The sequence below is a fragment of the Halorubrum miltondacostae genome, assembly GCF_041379815.1.
Lineage (GTDB): Archaea > Halobacteriota > Halobacteria > Halobacteriales > Haloferacaceae > Halorubrum > Halorubrum miltondacostae.
This window is the reverse complement of the sequence record NZ_JBEDNY010000003.1, coordinates 333,747-350,080: the sequence shown is the minus strand read 5'-3', so window position 1 is coordinate 350,080 and position 16,334 is coordinate 333,747. Positions and strand designations below refer to the sequence as shown.

Sequence of the window (16,334 nt, the reverse complement as noted above, 5' to 3'; positions counted from 1 at the left end):
CCCGAAGGGTAGCGTATGAGCCACGACAGACGCGAGTCCGGGTTCAAGCGACGGACCCGGGTCGCGGAGGCGAGAGCGACGCTGCTCGACGCCGTCGCGCCGCACGACCGCCGGGAGTCGGTCCCGATCGACGCGGCCGACGGGCGCGCCGTCGCAGAACCGATCGACGCCCCCGCGCCCGTGCCGGGGTACGACCGGGCCGCCATGGACGGCTACGCGGTCCGCGCGAGCGACACCTTCGGGGCCGGCGACCGATCGCCGGCGGTCCTCGCGGCCAAGTCCGCCGAGGCGGACGCGGTCGCGCCCGGCGAGGCCGCCCGGGTCCACACCGGCAGCGCGGTCCCGGAGGGCGCCGACGCGGTCGTGATGATCGAACAGGTCGAGACCGTCGGCGACGACGTCGAGGTGTTCGACGCGGTCGCGACCGGCGAGAACGTCGGCGAGGTCGGCGAGGACGTCGCCGACGGGCAGCGCCTCTACGAGGCCGGCCACGTCCTGCGCCCCTCCGACCTCGGCCTGCTGCGCTCGGTCGGCCTCGACAGCGTTCCGGTCCGCGAGCAGCCCAAGGTCGCCGTGATCCCAACCGGCGAGGAGCTGGTCGAGTCCGACCCGGGACCGGGCGAGGTGATCGAGACGAACGGGCTCACCGTCTCCCGACTTGTCGAGCGCTGGGGCGGCGAGCCGCGCTACCGCGAGGTCGTCACCGACGACCACGCGGCGCTGCGCGAGGCCGTCGCGGCCGACCTCGGCGCCGACGTGGTCGTCACCACCGGGGGCTCCTCGGTCGGCGAGCGTGACCTGCTCCCCGAGGTCGTCGACGACCTCGGCGAGGTCTTGGTCCACGGCGTCGCGCTGAAGCCCGGCCACCCGGTGTGTCTCGGCCAAGCCGAGGGGACGCCGATCGTCTCGCTCCCGGGCTACCCGGTCGCGTGTATCGTCAACGCAGCGCAGTTCCTCCGGCCCGCGATGAAGCGGGCCGGCGGGACCGACGCGGACTCCTTCCCGACGCGACGCGCGACGCTCGGCCGGAAGATCGCGAGCGAGCCCGGCGTGCGGACGTTCGCGCGGGTGTCGGTGTCCGACGAGGACGCGGGAGACGACGCGCTCCCGACCGCGACGCCGACGCGCGCGAGCGGCTCCGGGATCCTCTCCAGCGTCGCGCTCGCGGACGGCTGGGTCGTCGTCCCCGAGCCGCGGGAGGGGATCGACGCCGGCGAGCCCGTCGACGTCGAGCTCTGGGAGGTGACGCCGTGAGCGACCGCAAGGAGTTCCGCGACCTCGCCGAGCCCGCCGCGGCCCGCGAGGCCGTCGACTCGCTCGACCTCTCGCCGGCCCCGGAGACGGTTCCGCTGGCGGACGCCCGCGGCCGGATCCTCGCCGAGCGCGTCGACGCCGCGATCGATGTGCCGGGGTTCGACCGCGCCTCGATGGACGGGTACGCGGTCCGCGCACGGGACACGTTCGGCGCCGACGAGGCCGACCCGGCCGAACTCGACCTTGTCGGCGCGGTCCACGCCGGCGCGGCGCCCGACGTGACCGTCGAGCCGGGCACCTGCGCGGAGATATCCACGGGCGCGGTGATGCCGGACGGGGCGGACGCGGTCGTGATGGTCGAGCGGACGGACGAGATCGGCACGGACGGCGACGACGGCGGCGACGCCGCCTGGATCGCGGTCCGCACGTCGGTCGCGCCGGGCGACCACGTGATGACCGCCGGGACCGACATCGCGGCCGGCGCCCGCGCGCTCGGCCCCGGAACGCGGCTAACGCCTCGCGAGATCGGGCTGCTGTCCGCGCTCGGCGTCGACGAGGTCCCGGTCGAGGGGCGGCCGCAGGTCGGCATCGTCTCGACCGGCGACGAGCTCGTCCGCCCGGGCGAGGCGCTGAACCCGGACCGCGGCGAGATATACGACGTGAACTCGACGACGATCGCCGCCGGGGTGGAGGAGGCCGGCGGCGAGCCCGTCCTCTACCCGCACGCCGGCGACGACTACGAGGAGATGGAGCGGCTGCTGCGCCGCGCGGCCGACGAGTGCGACCTCGTGCTCTCCTCGGGGTCGACCTCGGCGAGCGCGGTCGACGTCATCTACCGCGTGATCGAGGCGCGCGGCGACCTCCTGCTCCACGGCGTCGCCGTCAAGCCCGGCAAGCCGATGCTGATCGGGCGACTCGATCGCTCCGCGGACGGCGACGTCGGTGGGGACGACGCCCCGGCCGGCGAGTCGGCGTACATCGGGCTCCCCGGCTACCCGGTGTCCGCGCTCACCATCTTCCGGACGTTCGTCGCGCCGGCGATCCGCGAGGCCGCCGGCCAGCCCGAGCCGGCCACGGCGACCGTCGAGGGGCGGATGGGCGTGAGCGAACGGTATGCGGAGGGCCGCCTGCGGCTGATGCCCGTCGGCTTGCTCAATCTGGACGACGGCGACCGACCGCTCGTGTACCCCGTCGACAAGGGCTCTGGCGCGACGACGAGCCTCGTCGAGGCGGACGGCGTCGTCGCGGTCGACCCGGACACGGAGTACCTCGACGCCGGCGAGGCGGTGTCGGTCGACCTGTTCTCGCCGGATGTGCGGCCGCCGACGCTGCTGGGCGTCGGCGAGGACGACCCCGCGCTGAACCGCCTGCTGGACCGGCTCGCGAACCCGCGGTACCTCGCCGTCGGCTCGCGCGAGGGGCTCCGCCGCCTTCGCGACGGCGTCCCGGACGTGGCCGTCACCGCGGGGCCGACCGACCGCGACGTCGACGCCGAGCCCCTCGGCGGGTGGACCCGCGAGTGGGGGCTCGTCGTCCCCGACGGGAATCCAGAGTCGGTGACTGGGCTCGCGGCTCTGGTCGACCGCGACCTCCGCTTCCGGAACCGCCCGACCGTCTCGGGCCTCCGGCGGAGCCTCGACGACGCGCTCGACGACCTCGCGGACGAGCGCGACGCCGACCGCCGCGACCTCGCGGAGGCGATCGACGGCTACGAGCGCACCGCGAAGGCGTTCGAGAGCCCGGTCCGCGCGGTCGCCGCCGGCGACGCCGATGTCGGCCTCGGGCTCCGCGAGACGGCCGACCGGCTCGGCTGCGAGTTCGTCCCGCTGGGCGAGCAGTCCGTCGTGGTCCGCGCCGCTGCCGACCGCGTCGACCGCGATTCAGTCGCGGCGCTCGCGGCGGAGCTCGGAAACAGCGGCGACGGCGGGATCGACGCGATCCTCGCCGACCTCCCAGGCTACTCGCGGAACAGTCGGAACGACCCCTGACCGACGACGACCTCGCCGCGGTCCCCGTCGACCCCGCTGGTGACGGTCATCTCGCTGACGCCGATGGAGCCGCCGGCCCTGACCACCTCGGCCTCCGCCCGGAGGTCGCCGGTGGCGGGCCGGAGGTAGTTCGCGTTGAGGTTCACGGTCGCCACCCCGCCGTCGAGCGGGTCCTCGAACGTCGTGCGCTGCGCGACGCCGCCGGCGGTGTCGATCAGCGTCGCCGCGACGCCGCCGTGGATCGTCCGCCCGTCGGTGTTCGTGAGCTTCTCGTCGAAGGGGATCGACAGCACCACCCGCCCGCGCTCGACCGTCTCGACCGACGTGTTCAGCCACGAGAGGTAGCCGTGTTCGTCCTCCAGCTTCCGCTCGACGAGGCCCGTGGCCGCGTCGGGAAGGGGGTCCATCGCCGCGATGTCCGTCTGATCCATGTCCCGCCGGTCGTCCCGGGACGGCTTGTAGCCCCCGGAAACGCGCGACAACCGGCGACCGATTGACCGACGGCTCACCCGACGCCGAGCCGGATCGGGTCGTCGCTGGGGACGAGGGCGACCGTCACGGACTCGCCGATCGAGAACCCCCGGTCCGGACAGACGACCTTGACGCCGAACCGGTCGCCCCGGGCCGCGAACAGCGAGATCCCCACGACGCGCTCGCCGTTCGCGCGGACGTCGACCGGCTCCCACTCGATCCGCGGCGCGCCGCCCCCGTCAACACCCGCGCCGTGTTCCGTCGCGGTCCCGACGCGGGTGCCGAACAGCGAGACCGCGTCGCCCGGGTCGAGCGCGGCGGCCTCCGTGCCGTCCGTCGCCGGCGGTTCGGGGCGCGATTCGAACGCGCCGCCGCCCGCGTAGTGCGTCGCCCCGCCGTCGAGCGGAACTCCGCCGTCGCTCGCGAGCGCGGCGAACGACCCCACGCCCCCGTCGCGTCGCGGGCCGTCGAGAACGACGTGGGTCGGGCCGCGCTCGACGACGCGTCCCGTCCCGTCCCACGCGACGGGCTCAACGGGGGCGTCGACGGCGAGGGGCAGCGACCCGCTGGCCCGGAACGGGTTCGCGTCCGGCGGGCGGAAGCCGAGGTGGACGTGGTCGTCGACCCACTGGCCGAAGAAGCCCGACCGGGTCGTCGGGCCGAGCGCCTCGCCGACGGCGACCTTGTCGCCGGGCGATACCTCGGGAATCACGTGGAGGATCCGCGCGACGGTCCCGGCGGGGACGCCGGCGCGGGCGCACCACTCGTCGGCGAGGTCGACGACGATCAGGTGGTCCTCGGGGGCCGCGTACGGGCGGTCCGGGCAGCCGACCGTCCTGACCGCGCGGACGACCCCCGCGAGGGGGGACCGCCCGACGCCGTCGCCCGGGTAGAGGTCGACCGCGCGGCCGCGGCGGTGGGCGGGGTACGGCGAGTTGAAGCGGGAGAACTTCTCGTATCGCTCGACGACGCCCGCGGGGAGCGCGACGGTCGTCTCCGGCGCGTCGGTCACGAGTCGGCGACCTCCATCCCGCCGACGACGAACCGCGCGCCGCCGGCGTCGGACTCCCCGACCGAGAGCGTCCACCCGTGGGCCTCGACGATGTCGCCGACGATCGCCAGCCCCAGCCCGGTGCCGCCGCCGAGCGACACGCCGCGCTCGGTGACGCGCTCGCGCTCCTCCGCCGGGATCCCAGGGCCGTCGTCGCTGACGGCGACCGCGACGTCGTCGCCCTCGACGGTGACGGAGACGGCGACGCGCACGTCGTCGCCCCCGTGTTCGATCGCGTTGCGGAACAGGTTCGAGAGCAGCTGTTCGAGCCGTTCGCGGTCTGCGAGCGCGGTCGCGTCGCCTTCGACGCGCAGCGCCGCCTCGCCGGTCTCGAGCCGCGACCAGACGCGCCTGACCGTCCCGTCGAGCGAGACGCGGTCGAGCTCGTCGACCGTCTCGCCCGCCGTCGCCAGCGCGAGCAGCCCCTCGATCATGTCGTCCATCCGCTCGTGGGCGTTCGCCGCCCGGTCCAGCGCGCCGTCTGGGTCGTTGCCGCGCTGGCGAGCCAACTCGACTGCTGCGGATGCGGCGGCGAGGGGGTTCCGCAGGTCGTGCGAGACGACGCCGGCGAACTCCTCTAAGCGCTCGTTCTGGCGTTCGAGCTCGGCCTCGCGCCGTTCGAGCTCCGTCTGCCGCCGTTCCCGCGCGGTCACGTCGCGGAGGAGGAACACGTGGCCGCGGTCGGTCCCGCGCGGGTCGGTTATCGGGTTCTCCTGGATGTCGAACTGGCGGTCGCCGATGGCGATCGGGTGTTCGACGCCGGTCTCCAGCCGCGGGAACACCTCCGACAGCGACGAACCGACCGCGTCGGACGGGAGGATCGTCTCGGCGGCCGGGTTGAGGTCGCGGATCCGCCCGTCGGAGCCGGAGACGATAACGGGGTCTTGCATCACCTCGACGGCGGTGTCGCGCGCGACGACCGCGGCGTCGAGGGTGCCGAGCCAGAAGACGGTGCCGTAGAGGAACACCCCGTGGACCACGAACGCCGTCGGCAGCCACGAGAGGTGCGCGTAGCTCCCGACGTCGACGAACGTCGCGACGCCCGCCAGGAACGGGAACAGCGTCCCGAGCAGAACGACGAACGTCTGGAGGCGGTAGCGGTTCCCGGTCCGCTCGTAGAGGTCGACGACGAGGAGCGCGCCGGCGACGCACAGCGCGAACGCGAGGAGGACGTACGCACCCCCGACGGGGCCCAGCCCGTAGCCGAGCAGCGTGAACGGGCCGTCGACGACGGGGGTCACGGGCCCCCGAGCCAGTCGGTGGGTCGCGCTCGACCACGCGAGGAGGACCCAGACGAACGCCGGCGACGCGAGCGCCACGATCCGGTTCTCCGTCCGCCAGCGGTCGTGACCCGTGAACGCCAGCGCGAACAGGATCCAGAGGACGGGGAGCGCGCCGACCAGCGGCGTCGCCAGGTTGAGCGCGACCCGCATCGCGACCTCGCCGGACGCGGCGATGCGGAGGGCGTACAGCAGGGAGATGCCTCCGCCGCAGAGCAGGTAGAGCGATACTTCGAGCCCGCCGGGCTGGTCGCGCTCCCGCCACGCGACCCGGCCGAGCCAGAGCCCGACGACCCCCGCCAACAGGCAGGCGGTCAAGTACGCTTGGACCGGCAGCGCGCCCAGATCGCTCATCGATACCTGTACCACTTCCACCCCCGACAAAACAGTTGTGTCACGCGGTCGCGGTCAGTCGTCCCGCCTCTCGGGACCGGGCCGTCGAGCGTTCGGTCGGGAGCGACGCAACTGGCTAGTGCGTCCCCACCTTCCATCCGGCCATGCGCGTGTACCGCGGCGAGTTCGAGACGCCGGCGGCGGACCGGGAGCCCGTCGCGGAGCTGTTAGCGGCCGCGGCCGACGGCGCGCCCTGCGTACGCGTCACCGCGCCGCCGCGGCAGGTCGCGTTCGGACGCCGCGACGCTCGGGAGTCGGGGTTCGACCGCGCGAAGCAAGCGGCGCGCGACGCCGGGTTCCCCCCGGTCGAGCGCGACGTCGGCGGGCGCGCGGTGGCGTACACCGGCGAGACCCTGTCGTTCGGCGTCGCGGTGCCGACCGGCGACGGCCGCGGGTCGATCGACTCCCGGTACGAGACCGCGGTCGAGACGCTCCGCGACGCGCTCCGCGAGTCGGGGGCCGACGTGGCGCGCGGCGAACCGTCCACGTCGTTCTGCCCGGGCGACCACTCCCTGCGGGTCGCCGGCGGCGGCAAGGTCGCCGGGCTCGCGCAGCGCGTCCGGGCCGACGCGGCGCTGGTCGCGGGCGTCATCGTCGTCTCTTCGGCGGACGCGGCCGCGGTCGCGAGGGTCACCGAGCCGGTCTACGACGCGCTCGACCTTCCGTTCGACCCGGACTCGGTCGGCAGTGTCGCCGACGCCGGCGGCCCGGACGACCCCGACGCCGTCGCCCGCGCGGTCGAGTCCACGTTCGTCGAGGGGCCGTGGGGGGACGGCGAGCGCCGCATCGTCCGCGTCGACGGGGCAGCCGACTGAGCGCGCCGTGCCGCGCGGTTCCGACGTTTCGACGTGCTTTTTATGCGCGGGAGTCTGCGTTCGGGCATGGCCGAATTCAAAGTCGTCGTCGCCGACCCCGAGACCGGCGAGACGTTCCAGCGAGAGGTCGACGGACAGGACGCCAACCGATTCCTCGGTCGCGAACTCGGCGACGAGATCGGCGGCGACGCCCTTGGGCTCTCCGAGTACACCATCGAACTCACCGGCGGCTCCGACGAGACCGGGCGCCCGATGCGCGAGGACGTCTCGGGCACTCGCCTGAAGGAGCTCCTCTTGGAGGGCGGCGTCGGCTTCGAGCCGTCCCGCGAGGGCGAGCGCAAGCGGATCACCGTCCGCGGCCGCGAGATCGACGACGACATCGCGCAGATCAACGCGAGCGTCGTCGACGGCGACGGCGATGTCGCCGCCGCGCTCGGCGAGGGCGACGCCGAGGACGACGAGTAACGGCGCCCGGATGCCTCGCGTTCCCTCCGACGGCGAGGACGTTTGCTCCGTCCGCGTCTCGCTCGCCCGCAGCGGCGGCACTCGCCGCTCATGCGTCAGGCTCCCGGCCGACGACGCGCTCGACGGGCGCGTCGAGTCCGGCTCCTGTGACGCGCTCGGGGTGAGTCAGGGGGACTTGGTCCGCGTCGCGTTCGACCGCGAGGAGCACCGCGCCCGGGTCGCGGGCGACTCGCGCGGCCGGCTCCTCCGTGGCGCGTTCGACAACCGACGCCTCGCGCGCAAGACCGGCGAGGGAACGAACCGCCTGACCGAATGGCTCGACGCGAACGACCGAGGGCCCAGCGACAGTGTCGTCCTCGACGTGGTGGTGTCGGGCGAGCTGTACGGGCTCCGGATCCCCGGCGAACGGACCGTCTACGACGCGAACCGCGGCCCCCGCTCGTCGCTCGCGGACATCGCCCGCGACGTGGACGAGTAGTCTCCGGAGTCCGTCGGGTGTCGCCCGCGCTCTCCCCGCCGCAGCGCCGCGGCGGCAGGTCGGATCGCTTATTCTCGCTCGGCCCCGACATCGCTCCATGCAGGAGGTCGACGCGGATCTGACGGCGCTCGACCGCGCGATCATCAACGCGTTCCAGGGCGGCTTCCCGGTCGTGGAGCGCCCCTTCGACGCGGCGGCGGCCGCGCTCCGGGAGCGCGGCGTCGACGTGACGGGGCCGGCGCTCGCGGAGCGCGTGCGCGAACTCGACGAGGAGGGGATCCTCTCGCGGTTCGGCGCGCTCGTCAACGCCGAGGAGATCGGCGGGGCGGCGTCGCTCGTCGCGACGCACGCGCCCGAGGACCGCTACGAGGCGATCGCCGACACCGTCAACGAGTTCACGGCGGTCGCGCACAACTACGAGCGGGAACACCCGCACCTCAACATGTGGTTCGTGGTGAGCGTCGCGGACCACCCGGACCCCGAAAAGGACGGGGACGACCGGGTCGAGGAGGTGCTCGCGGAGATCGAGGACGCGACGGGGCAGGAGACGTACAACCTGCCGAAGATCCGCGAGTTTCACGTCGGGGCGAAGTTCCTCGTCGACGGGCCGGTCCCGGAGGGCGACGTGGACCTGTCCGACCTCGGCCCCGAAGTGACGTTGAGCGGCCGCGACACGCTCACGCCCGAGGAGCGCGACCTCGTCGTCGAGATCCAGGGCGGGCTTCCCGTGACCGAGACGCCCTACGCCGACGTCGCGGCCGCGATCGACGCGGACGTGGAGTGGGTGCTCGAGACGATCAAGCGGTTCGACGCGGAGGGGAAGGTGCGCCGGGTCGGCGTCATCCCGAACCACTACGCGCTCGGCTACACGGAGAACGGGATGACTGTCTGGAACGTGCCCGCGGACGCGCTCGACGAGGTCGGCCCCGTCGTCGCCGATCTCGACTTCGTCACGCACTGCTACGAGCGCCCGCGGCACGCCGGCGTCTGGGAGTACAACTTCTTCGCGATGACGCACGGCCGCACGGAGGCCGAGAGCGAGCGGCGGATCGCGGAGGTCAGGGACCTGATGGACAACTACTGGGACGTCGGCGCGGACGACTGGGACACCCTGTTCTCGACGCGCATCCTCAAGAAGACCGGTATCCGCATCGCGGACCGGGCGGACAGCAACACGGCGTGACCCGCGCCGCGAACGTCCCGCGGACCGGGTTCGGCGGGGGCCGGCCGTGACCCCGCTGTACCACGATCTCTCTGACGAGACGGTGGTCGTGTTCGGCGGCGGATCCGTCGGCGCGCGGAAGGCTCGTGGCTTCGACGAAGCCGCCCGCGTCGTCGTCGTCAGCCCGGCGTTCGACGAGCGGTTGCTGTCGCTCGCGGCCGGCGTCGGCAACGAAGAGCGCGGTAACAACGAAGGACGCGACGACGAAGATCACGACGACGACGGAGACCACGACGGGGCGGTGGAACTCGTCCGCGCCGCGCCGGGGGCGGGCGACGTCGCCGAGTGGATCGACCGGCTGGCTCCGGCGGTGGCGGTCGCCGCGACCGACGACGCCGCGGTCAACGCCGCCGTGGAGTCGGCCGCGCTCGACCGCGGGATCCTCGTCAACCGGACGGACGTTTCCGGGGGGCGCGACCCCGGGAGCGTCGTCGTCCCCGCGACGGTCGAGGACGACCAGGTGACCGTGGCGCTGTCGACGGGGGGAACGAGCCCCGCGCTCGCGAAGGCGCTGCGCGAGCGGATCGAGGCCGAGATCGAGGGCGCCGGCGCGATGGCCGCCCTCTCGGGGGAGATCCGCGAGGAGCTGAAAGCGGCCGACGTGCCGCCGGAGAAACGCCGGGAGGCGGTCCGGCGTGTTGTCAGATCCCGGGGGGTTTGGAAGGGTTTACAAAAGGGGAGATCTTACGGACGGCAAGAGGCCGACACCGTGATCGAGGAGGTACTCGACCGATGAGAGAGACGGGTGCGATCGCCGGCGTGAGCGTCGCCCACGCCGACGCGACCGTCGACGAGATCGAGGCCGCCGGCGGCGACGGCGTCCGCGCGACCGTCTCCGACCTGCTCGCTCGCGAAGGGGTCGAGGAGGCGTTCGCGGTACAGACGTGTAACCGCTCGGAGGCGTACGTCGTCACCGACCGCACCGTCGACGGGAACACGGCCCTGTCGACGTTCGCGCCGGACGTCCGCGGCGGCGCGGTCCGCCGCCTCGACCACGAGGAGAGTTTAGAACACCTGATGCGGGTCGCCTCCGGGCTGGAGTCGCTCGTCTTGGGCGAAGACCAGATCATCGGCCAGCTGCGGGAGGCCTACCAGGAGTCGAAGTCCGCGGGCGGGATCGGGCCGGTGCTCAAAGACGCCGTGACGAAGGCGCTCCACGTCGGGGAGCGCGCGCGGACGGAGACGTCGATCAACGAGGGCGTCGTCTCGCTCGGCTCGGCCGCGGTCCGGCTGGCGGCCAGCGAAATCGACCTCACCGACGGCTCGGCCGTCGTCGTCGGCGCCGGCGAGATGGGGACGCTCGCGGCCCGGGCGCTCGACGACACGGCGGTCTCCGACATCGTCGTCGCGAACCGCACCGTCCCGCACGCGGAGTTCGTCGCCGAAGAGGTCGACACGCCCGCGCGGGCAGTCCCGCTCGCCGACCTCCCCGCGGTGATCCCCGACGCCGACCTCGTCGTCACCGCGACCGGCAGCCCCGACCTCGTCGTCCACCCGTCGTACGTCGACGGCGCCGGCCGGGTCGTCTGTATCGACATCGCGCAGCCCCGCGACGTCGACCCGGCGGCCGGCGCGCGCGAGGGCGTGACCGTCTTCGATATCGACGACCTCGAAGACGTCACCCAGCGGACCAGAGAGAGCCGCGCCGCGGAGGCGCGCGAGGTCGAGTCGATCATCGACGAGGAGCTCGACCGCATCCTCGAGGCGTACAAGCGCAAGCGCGCCGACGACGCCATCTCGTCGATGTACGCCGGCGCGGACCGCGTGAAGGCGCGCGAGCTCGACCGCGCGATGTCGAAGCTGGAGGCGCAGGGCGACCTCACGGACGAGCAGCGCGAGACGGTCGCCGACCTCGCGGACGCCCTCGTGGGCCAGCTGCTCGCCGCCCCGACGCGCTCGCTCCGGGACGCCGCTGGCGAGGACGACTGGGAGACGATCCGCACGGCGCTCCGGCTCTTCGACCCCGACTTCACGCCCACGGCGGGCGAGGGGGTCGAGTCCGACGCCCCCGACGCCGGGGTCGGCGCGCCCGACGCGGTACCGGACTCCGTCGCCGAGGAGCTCGACGACTAAGCGCCCGGATACCCGCCCCCGGCCTTTCGACCGCGCCCGCTCCGCGCCCTTTATTCGCCGACGCGCTCACCGACCTGTATGAAGCTCTCCGAGTACATCGACCGACTCGACGACCGACTCGACACGGCCGCGTACGCCGACGTCGATGCGAGCGCGAACGGCCTCCAGGTCGGCCCGGGCGGCGAGACCGCCGAGGCGGGCTCCGTGGGCGACGACTTCGAGGTCGACCGCGTCGCCTTCGCGGTCGACGCCGCGACGGCGACGATCGAGGCCGCCGCGGACGCCGGCGCGGACGTCCTCGTCGTCCACCACGGCCTCTCTTGGGGCGGCATCGAGCGCGTGACCGGGCGCGTCCACGACCGGATCGCGGCGCTCGTCGAGCACGACATCGCGCTGTACGTCTCCCACCTTCCGCTCGACGGAAATCAGGAATTGGGTAACGCGGTCGGCGTCGCGGCCGAGATCGGCCTCGACGACCGCGAGCCCTTCGGCGAGATCGGCCCGGTGACGATCGGCACGATCGGCGAGACGCCGGCGCCGCGCTCGGCGGACGCGATCCGCGAGACGCTCGACGGCTTCGAGGGGCAGCCGGACGGCGATGCGTCGCCCACGCGCGTCCTCGATTTCGGGCCAAACGATATCGATCGGGTCGCGGTCGTCACCGGCTCCGGGGTCGACTGGCTCGACGAGGCGGTCGCGGCCGGCGCGGACGCGCTGATCACGGGCGAGGGGAAACAGCAGGCCTACCACGACGCCCGCGAGGCCAGGGTGACCGTGTTCCTCGCCGGCCACTACGCGACGGAGACGTTCGGCGTCCGGGCGCTCCAGTCGCTGACCGCCGACTGGGGCGTCGAGACGACGTACCTCTCGCACCCGACCGGGCTGTAAGTCGCTCGCGAGCGGGGGTCGCTCGGCGCCGAACGCAACCCTTACCGCTCGCGTCCGCGCAGTCGGGGTATGCGCGATCACTTCGAGATCCGGGACCACGACGCCGCCGGGCGCATCGGGCGGCTGACGGTCCCGCGCGCCGACGTCACGGTCGAGACGCCGGCGCTCCTGCCCGTGGTCAACCCAAACGTGCTCACGATCGAGCCGGAGCGGCTCCGCGAGGAGTTCGGCGCGGAGATGCTGATCACGAACTCCTACATCATCCGCAGCACCGACCGCATCCGCGAGCGCGTGGTCGACCAGGGGCTTCACGAGTTCCTCGGCTTCGACGGCGCGATCATGACCGACTCGGGCTCCTTCCAGCTGGCCGAGTACGGCGACATCGACGTGACGACCGAGGAGATAATCGAGTTCCAACGCCGGATCGGCAGCGACGTGGCGACCCCCGTCGACGTGCCGACGCCGCCGGACGCCGACCGCGAGCAGGCGGAGCGCGAGCTAGAGACGACGAAGCGGGCGCTCGCCGACGCCGAGGCCGCCGAGACCGGCGAGATGCTCGTTAACGGCCCGGTCCAAGGCTCGACGTACGCCGACCTCCGCGAGGAGGCGGGGCGACACGCGGCGGGGACCGACCTCGACGTGTTCCCGGTCGGCGCGATGGTGCCGCTGCTCAACTCCTACCGCTACGCCGAGGTGGTCGACGCGGTGCGCGCGGCGAAGCGCGGGCTCGGCCCGGGCGTCCCGGTCCACCTGTTCGGGGCCGGCCACCCGATGATGCTGGCGCTCGCGGTGGCGGCCGGCTGCGACCTGTTCGACTCGGCCGCGTACGCACTGATGGCCCGCGATGGGCGCTACCTGACCGTCTCGGGGACCGAACACCTCGAGGACCTCGACTACTTCCCGTGCTCGTGTCCGGTGTGTGCCGATCACACGCCAGCTGACCTCCGCGGATTCGGCGACGGCGAGACGGAGCGGCTGCTCGCCGAGCACAACCTCCACGTCACGTTCGAGGAGCTGCGCCGCGTGAAGGAGGCGATCCGCTCGGGGACGCTGCTCGAACTGGTCGACCGCCGCGCGCGCGGGCACCCGGCGATGCTCGACGGCTACCGCGCGCTGCTCGACCACGCGGACGAGCTAGAGCGGACCGACCCCGGGTCGAAGGACGCGTTCTTCTACACCTCACAGGAGGCGGCGCGCCGTCCGGAGGTGGAGCGACATCACGACCGGGTCGCTCGGTTGGCCGCGCCCGAGGACCTCCTGCTCACCGAGTCGAAGGCCCCGTCGGACCACGTGTACGACGCGGTTTGGCGCGTGAAGCCTCCGCTCGGGCCGTATCCGCCCGCGCTCTCGGAGACGTATCCGCTCACGGCCGAGGTGCCGGCGCGGACCGACGACGCGGCGGAGGTCGCGGCCGCGGCGGGCGTGGCCGCGCTCGCGGCGGCGAACCCGGAGACGGCGATCACGCTCGGTCACGACGCGTGGTGCGACGCCGCGCTGGCGCGGCTGCCGGACCGCGTCGAGACGGAGAACCTCCGGACGCTCGGGTGAGCGAGGCGGCCGCTCGACTGTACACAGCTACCGCTCGGCGCGGGAGGCGCTAATCAAAAAGCGAACCGCAGCCGTGACCGTCCGCCCGTCGCTTCGGAACGCAGGCGGCCTCAGTCGCGTCGGTGGCCGAGCGGCTTCTTCTGATCGACCTCGACCTCGACGTGGATGGAGTCGGGGAAGTCGCGGCCGACGACGGCGCGCGCGATGTCGTCGGCGCCGTGGATCTCCATCGAGCGCCGGTACACGTCGTAACGCCACGGCGAGAACTCGTCGCCGGCGGAGAGGTTCTTGTACAGGGGCACGGTGACGCGCTCGGAGGGGCTCGCGTGCGGGCCCTTACACTCCGCGCCCTTGCGTTCGATCGTCTCCTTGAGCTCTTGGACGGTCTCGACGAGCACGTCGCGGTCGCCGGACGCGAAGTCGAGTTTCGTGACGAAGGTCATGGCTGGGGGTCGTGCGTGAATGGCCCCCGGAGCGGTAAAAACGCATCTACCCGCACCGGTGCGCGCGATCCCGACGCGAATCGGCCGCGAAACCGGTCGACGCGGGGGAGTCGGTCAGATCTGTTCGGAAGTCCGACACGCTCTTTAGGGGTGATCGCTTACCTGCGGCCAATGACGGTCGAAGCGACCAGTGCCGGAGCCATCCTCTTCCGCGATACCCGCGGCGAACGGGAGTACTTGCTCCTGAAGAGCCGACCGGGGGACTGGGAGTTCCCCAAAGGCGGGGTCGAGGGGGACGAGGAGCTCCAGCAGACGGCGATACGGGAAGTCGGCGAGGAGGCCGGGATCGAGGATTTCCGGCTGATCGACGGGTTCCGCAAGGAGTACGACTACGTGTTCGAAGCGAACGGGAAGACCATCCACAAGACGGTTCACCTGTTCATCGCTCGCTCGTTCGAGGCGAGCGCCGAACTCTCGAAGGAACACCGCGACCTCCAGTGGCGCGACTACGACCAGGCGATCAACACGATCACCCAAGACGGGCCGCGCGACATCCTCGAAGAGGCCCACGACTTCCTCGACGAGCGCAAGGACGAAGAGGAAGACAAGTACGTCTAAGCGGCGCGAGCGAGCGACCCGCCGACGCCGGACGCTCTCCCCGAACGGTCTGCTTTTGTCCGGGGGCGCCGACGATTCGACCAGTGACGCCCGACGCCGAGTTCGGCTACGAGCTGTTGGTCTGCCGGTACGCCGAGCTGGCCTGGCACCCGAGCGAGGGCCCCCGTCCCGCGCTCGTCGCCCGCCAGCTCGGTACGCAGGCGCGCCGCTGGGACACGGTCGTGATCGAAGTCGACCCCGCGGCGTTCGAACGGCGGCGCGCGTTCGGCGAGCGGACGATCGACTCCGACCTCCTCCACGTCGTCCGGGGCGCGCCCGCCGAGTGGGAGTGGTACCGCGACGCGCTGCCGGACCCCGGCTACCCGTGGCGCTACGTCCGGCAGGCGGTCCACCGGGCCGCGGGCCGCGACCTGATCGAGAAGCGCCGCGACGGCAACCGGATCCAGATCCGCCGGGTGCGACCGTACCCGGACTGGGTCGAGCGGATCGTCGCGGTCGAGAACAAGCCGGACCTCGACCGCTCCGCGGCCGACCGCCTCGCCGAGCAGCTCAACCACGACATCGACACCGGGCTCGCCGACGAGGCGTGGCTCGCGACCGAGACGACCGGCGAACCGGTCGAGCCCGCCCTACTCCGCGAGCTGCCGGTCGAGGCGGGGATCCTCGCGACCGACTTCTCCGCGGGCGTCGACGCCGACGCGGTCGACGTGGCCTGGCACCCGAGCGATCTCGCGCCCGGCTCGGGCGAGCGCCGCGACTCGGAAACGGAGACGCTTCGCCTGGAGATCGCCGAGCGCGCCTACGGGAAGGGGTGGCGCTCGTTCCACGACACGATGCGCCCGGACTGCCGGCACTTCGAACTGCGACGCGAGGGGCGCGCGCTCGTCCCGTACTGCGCGGCAAAGGGGAAGCTCCCGACCGCGCGGGAATGTTCAGGGTCCTGTTCGAAGTTCTCGCCGGAGCCCCCGCAGTGGCGCACGAAGGGGTGGCCGATCGAGGGCGGCCCGGGGAAGGGGATCACGGCCCTGCTGGAGCGCCGCCGCGAGCGCGAGCGCGACGGCGTCGCGCCCGGCGATGACGCGTGACGGAAACGCTTGTGTGGCCGCCGCCGCGAGTGCGGGCGTGGAGTTCCCGACACCCTCTCGCGCCGACTACGCCCTCCGCACCGCGACCGTGGTCGCGACCCTCGCGGTCTTACAGTACACCGGGACGTTCGTTGACGGGCCGCCGGGGATCGACCCCGCGAACCTCGCGCTGGTCGCCGTGCTGTTCCCGGTGTTCTCGTACCTGATCGACGTGTTCGTCGCCAACGTCCGCCGGTCCGGGGAGTGATCCAGAGGCGGACCC

General features: G+C 72.9%; 17 protein-coding genes. 13 read left to right on the top strand and 4 right to left on the bottom strand.

The features are described from left to right. Positions 1 to 15: 15 nt before the first annotated feature. Both ABNG04_RS10775 and ABNG04_RS10770 read left to right on the top strand, forming a co-directional pair. Positions 16 to 1,254 (top strand): molybdopterin molybdotransferase MoeA, encoded by a 1,239-nt coding sequence (locus ABNG04_RS10775; RefSeq protein WP_371162424.1) that lies wholly within the window; start codon positions 16 to 18, stop codon positions 1,252 to 1,254. After that, positions 1,251 to 3,242 carry a molybdopterin biosynthesis protein gene (locus ABNG04_RS10770; protein WP_371162423.1) on the top strand — a complete coding sequence of 664 codons (1,992 nt, stop codon included), beginning with the start codon at positions 1,251 to 1,253 and terminating at the stop codon, positions 3,240 to 3,242. Before ABNG04_RS10775 ends, ABNG04_RS10770 begins: the two co-directional genes overlap by 4 nt. Here the strand turns inward: ABNG04_RS10770 and ABNG04_RS10765 are convergent. The 3 genes from ABNG04_RS10765 to ABNG04_RS10755 form a co-directional block, all read right to left on the bottom strand. Beyond that, positions 3,212 to 3,673 (bottom strand): PaaI family thioesterase, encoded by a 462-nt coding sequence (locus ABNG04_RS10765; protein ID WP_371162422.1) that lies wholly within the window; start codon positions 3,671 to 3,673, stop codon positions 3,212 to 3,214. The two genes, ABNG04_RS10770 and ABNG04_RS10765, sit on opposite strands and share 31 nt — an antisense overlap. A 74-nt stretch (positions 3,674 to 3,747) precedes the next feature. Then, the gene (locus tag ABNG04_RS10760; protein ID WP_371162421.1) at positions 3,748 to 4,725 is read right to left on the bottom strand and encodes a DUF8155 domain-containing protein; all 978 of its coding nucleotides are present in this window, start codon (positions 4,723 to 4,725) and stop codon (positions 3,748 to 3,750) included. Continuing rightward, positions 4,722 to 6,398 (bottom strand): sensor histidine kinase, encoded by a 1,677-nt coding sequence (locus ABNG04_RS10755; RefSeq protein WP_371162420.1) that lies wholly within the window; start codon positions 6,396 to 6,398, stop codon positions 4,722 to 4,724. The genes ABNG04_RS10760 and ABNG04_RS10755 overlap by 4 nt, the downstream gene beginning before the upstream one ends. A 143-nt stretch (positions 6,399 to 6,541) precedes the next feature. Here ABNG04_RS10755 and ABNG04_RS10750 point away from each other — a divergent pair, with 143 nt between their 5' ends. The 8 genes from ABNG04_RS10750 (at position 6,542) to tgtA (ending at position 13,926) form a co-directional block, all read left to right on the top strand. Next, positions 6,542 to 7,252 carry a lipoyl protein ligase domain-containing protein gene (locus ABNG04_RS10750; protein WP_371162419.1) on the top strand — a complete coding sequence of 237 codons (711 nt, stop codon included), beginning with the start codon at positions 6,542 to 6,544 and terminating at the stop codon, positions 7,250 to 7,252. A gap of 66 nt (positions 7,253 to 7,318) precedes the next feature. Then, a complete protein-coding gene (locus ABNG04_RS10745; protein WP_371162418.1) occupies positions 7,319 to 7,717 on the top strand; it encodes a 30S ribosomal protein S6e in 399 nt (132 codons plus the stop codon). A 10-nt stretch (positions 7,718 to 7,727) separates the two neighbouring features. Continuing rightward, positions 7,728 to 8,195, top strand: a complete 468-nt coding sequence (locus ABNG04_RS10740) for a DUF7112 family protein (RefSeq protein WP_371162417.1) — start codon at positions 7,728 to 7,730, stop codon at positions 8,193 to 8,195. Positions 8,196 to 8,292: 97 nt separating this feature from the next. Next, entirely contained in the window at positions 8,293 to 9,378 is a 1,086-nt protein-coding gene (gene ahbB, locus ABNG04_RS10735) for a siroheme decarboxylase subunit beta (RefSeq protein ID WP_371162416.1), read from the top strand. Positions 9,379 to 9,424: 46 nt separating this feature from the next. Further along, positions 9,425 to 10,153, top strand: a complete 729-nt coding sequence (locus ABNG04_RS10730; protein ID WP_371162415.1) for a precorrin-2 dehydrogenase/sirohydrochlorin ferrochelatase family protein — start codon at positions 9,425 to 9,427, stop codon at positions 10,151 to 10,153. Beyond that, positions 10,150 to 11,490, top strand: coding sequence for a glutamyl-tRNA reductase (gene hemA / locus ABNG04_RS10725; RefSeq protein WP_371162414.1), 1,341 nt, complete (start codon positions 10,150 to 10,152; stop codon positions 11,488 to 11,490). Before ABNG04_RS10730 ends, hemA begins: the two co-directional genes overlap by 4 nt. A 78-nt stretch (positions 11,491 to 11,568) precedes the next feature. Continuing rightward, the gene (locus ABNG04_RS10720; protein WP_371162413.1) at positions 11,569 to 12,378 is read left to right on the top strand and encodes a Nif3-like dinuclear metal center hexameric protein; all 810 of its coding nucleotides are present in this window, start codon (positions 11,569 to 11,571) and stop codon (positions 12,376 to 12,378) included. Between the two features lie 69 nt (positions 12,379 to 12,447). Beyond that, on the top strand, positions 12,448 to 13,926 hold the full coding sequence (tgtA, locus tag ABNG04_RS10715) for a tRNA guanosine(15) transglycosylase TgtA (RefSeq protein WP_371162412.1): 1,479 nt from the start codon (positions 12,448 to 12,450) through the stop codon (positions 13,924 to 13,926). 110 nt (positions 13,927 to 14,036) lie between these two features. On the opposite strand, the gene ABNG04_RS10710 is transcribed toward tgtA, so the two are convergent. Next, positions 14,037 to 14,369, bottom strand: coding sequence for an uS10/mL48 family ribosomal protein (locus tag ABNG04_RS10710; RefSeq protein ID WP_006113449.1), 333 nt, complete (start codon positions 14,367 to 14,369; stop codon positions 14,037 to 14,039). A gap of 171 nt (positions 14,370 to 14,540) precedes the next feature. Between ABNG04_RS10710 and ABNG04_RS10705 the strand changes: the two genes are divergently transcribed. From ABNG04_RS10705 to ABNG04_RS10695, 3 genes are all read left to right on the top strand, one after another. Further along, positions 14,541 to 14,987, top strand: coding sequence for a bis(5'-nucleosyl)-tetraphosphatase (locus tag ABNG04_RS10705; protein ID WP_371162411.1), 447 nt, complete (start codon positions 14,541 to 14,543; stop codon positions 14,985 to 14,987). Positions 14,988 to 15,070: 83 nt separating this feature from the next. Beyond that, complete coding sequence (locus ABNG04_RS10700; protein WP_371162410.1) at positions 15,071 to 16,072, top strand: DUF5787 family protein; 1,002 nt, start codon at positions 15,071 to 15,073, stop codon at positions 16,070 to 16,072. 37 nt (positions 16,073 to 16,109) lie between these two features. Then, positions 16,110 to 16,319 (top strand): hypothetical protein, encoded by a 210-nt coding sequence (locus ABNG04_RS10695; protein ID WP_371162409.1) that lies wholly within the window; start codon positions 16,110 to 16,112, stop codon positions 16,317 to 16,319. Positions 16,320 to 16,334 lie beyond the last annotated feature (15 nt).

What these genes read in the sequence shown, in the direction of transcription:
- ABNG04_RS10750 (WP_371162419.1), top strand. Translation starts at nt 6,542, where the DNA reads ATGCGCGTGTACCGCGGCGAGTTCGAGACGCCGGCGGCGGACCGGGAG.
- tgtA (WP_371162412.1), top strand. Translation starts at nt 12,448, where the DNA reads ATGCGCGATCACTTCGAGATCCGGGACCACGACGCCGCCGGGCGCATC.
- ABNG04_RS10775 (WP_371162424.1), top strand. Translation starts at nt 16, where the DNA reads ATGAGCCACGACAGACGCGAGTCCGGGTTCAAGCGACGGACCCGGGTC.
- ABNG04_RS10745 (WP_371162418.1), top strand. Translation starts at nt 7,319, where the DNA reads ATGGCCGAATTCAAAGTCGTCGTCGCCGACCCCGAGACCGGCGAGACG.
- hemA (WP_371162414.1), top strand. Translation starts at nt 10,150, where the DNA reads ATGAGAGAGACGGGTGCGATCGCCGGCGTGAGCGTCGCCCACGCCGAC.
- ahbB (WP_371162416.1), top strand. Translation starts at nt 8,293, where the DNA reads ATGCAGGAGGTCGACGCGGATCTGACGGCGCTCGACCGCGCGATCATC.
- ABNG04_RS10720 (WP_371162413.1), top strand. Translation starts at nt 11,569, where the DNA reads ATGAAGCTCTCCGAGTACATCGACCGACTCGACGACCGACTCGACACG.
- ABNG04_RS10740 (WP_371162417.1), top strand. Translation starts at nt 7,728, where the DNA reads ATGCCTCGCGTTCCCTCCGACGGCGAGGACGTTTGCTCCGTCCGCGTC.
- ABNG04_RS10765 (WP_371162422.1), bottom strand. Translation starts at nt 3,673, where the DNA reads ATGGATCAGACGGACATCGCGGCGATGGACCCCCTTCCCGACGCGGCC.
- ABNG04_RS10705 (WP_371162411.1), top strand. Translation starts at nt 14,541, where the DNA reads ATGACGGTCGAAGCGACCAGTGCCGGAGCCATCCTCTTCCGCGATACC.
- ABNG04_RS10710 (WP_006113449.1), bottom strand. Translation starts at nt 14,369, where the DNA reads ATGACCTTCGTCACGAAACTCGACTTCGCGTCCGGCGACCGCGACGTG.
- ABNG04_RS10755 (WP_371162420.1), bottom strand. Translation starts at nt 6,398, where the DNA reads ATGAGCGATCTGGGCGCGCTGCCGGTCCAAGCGTACTTGACCGCCTGC.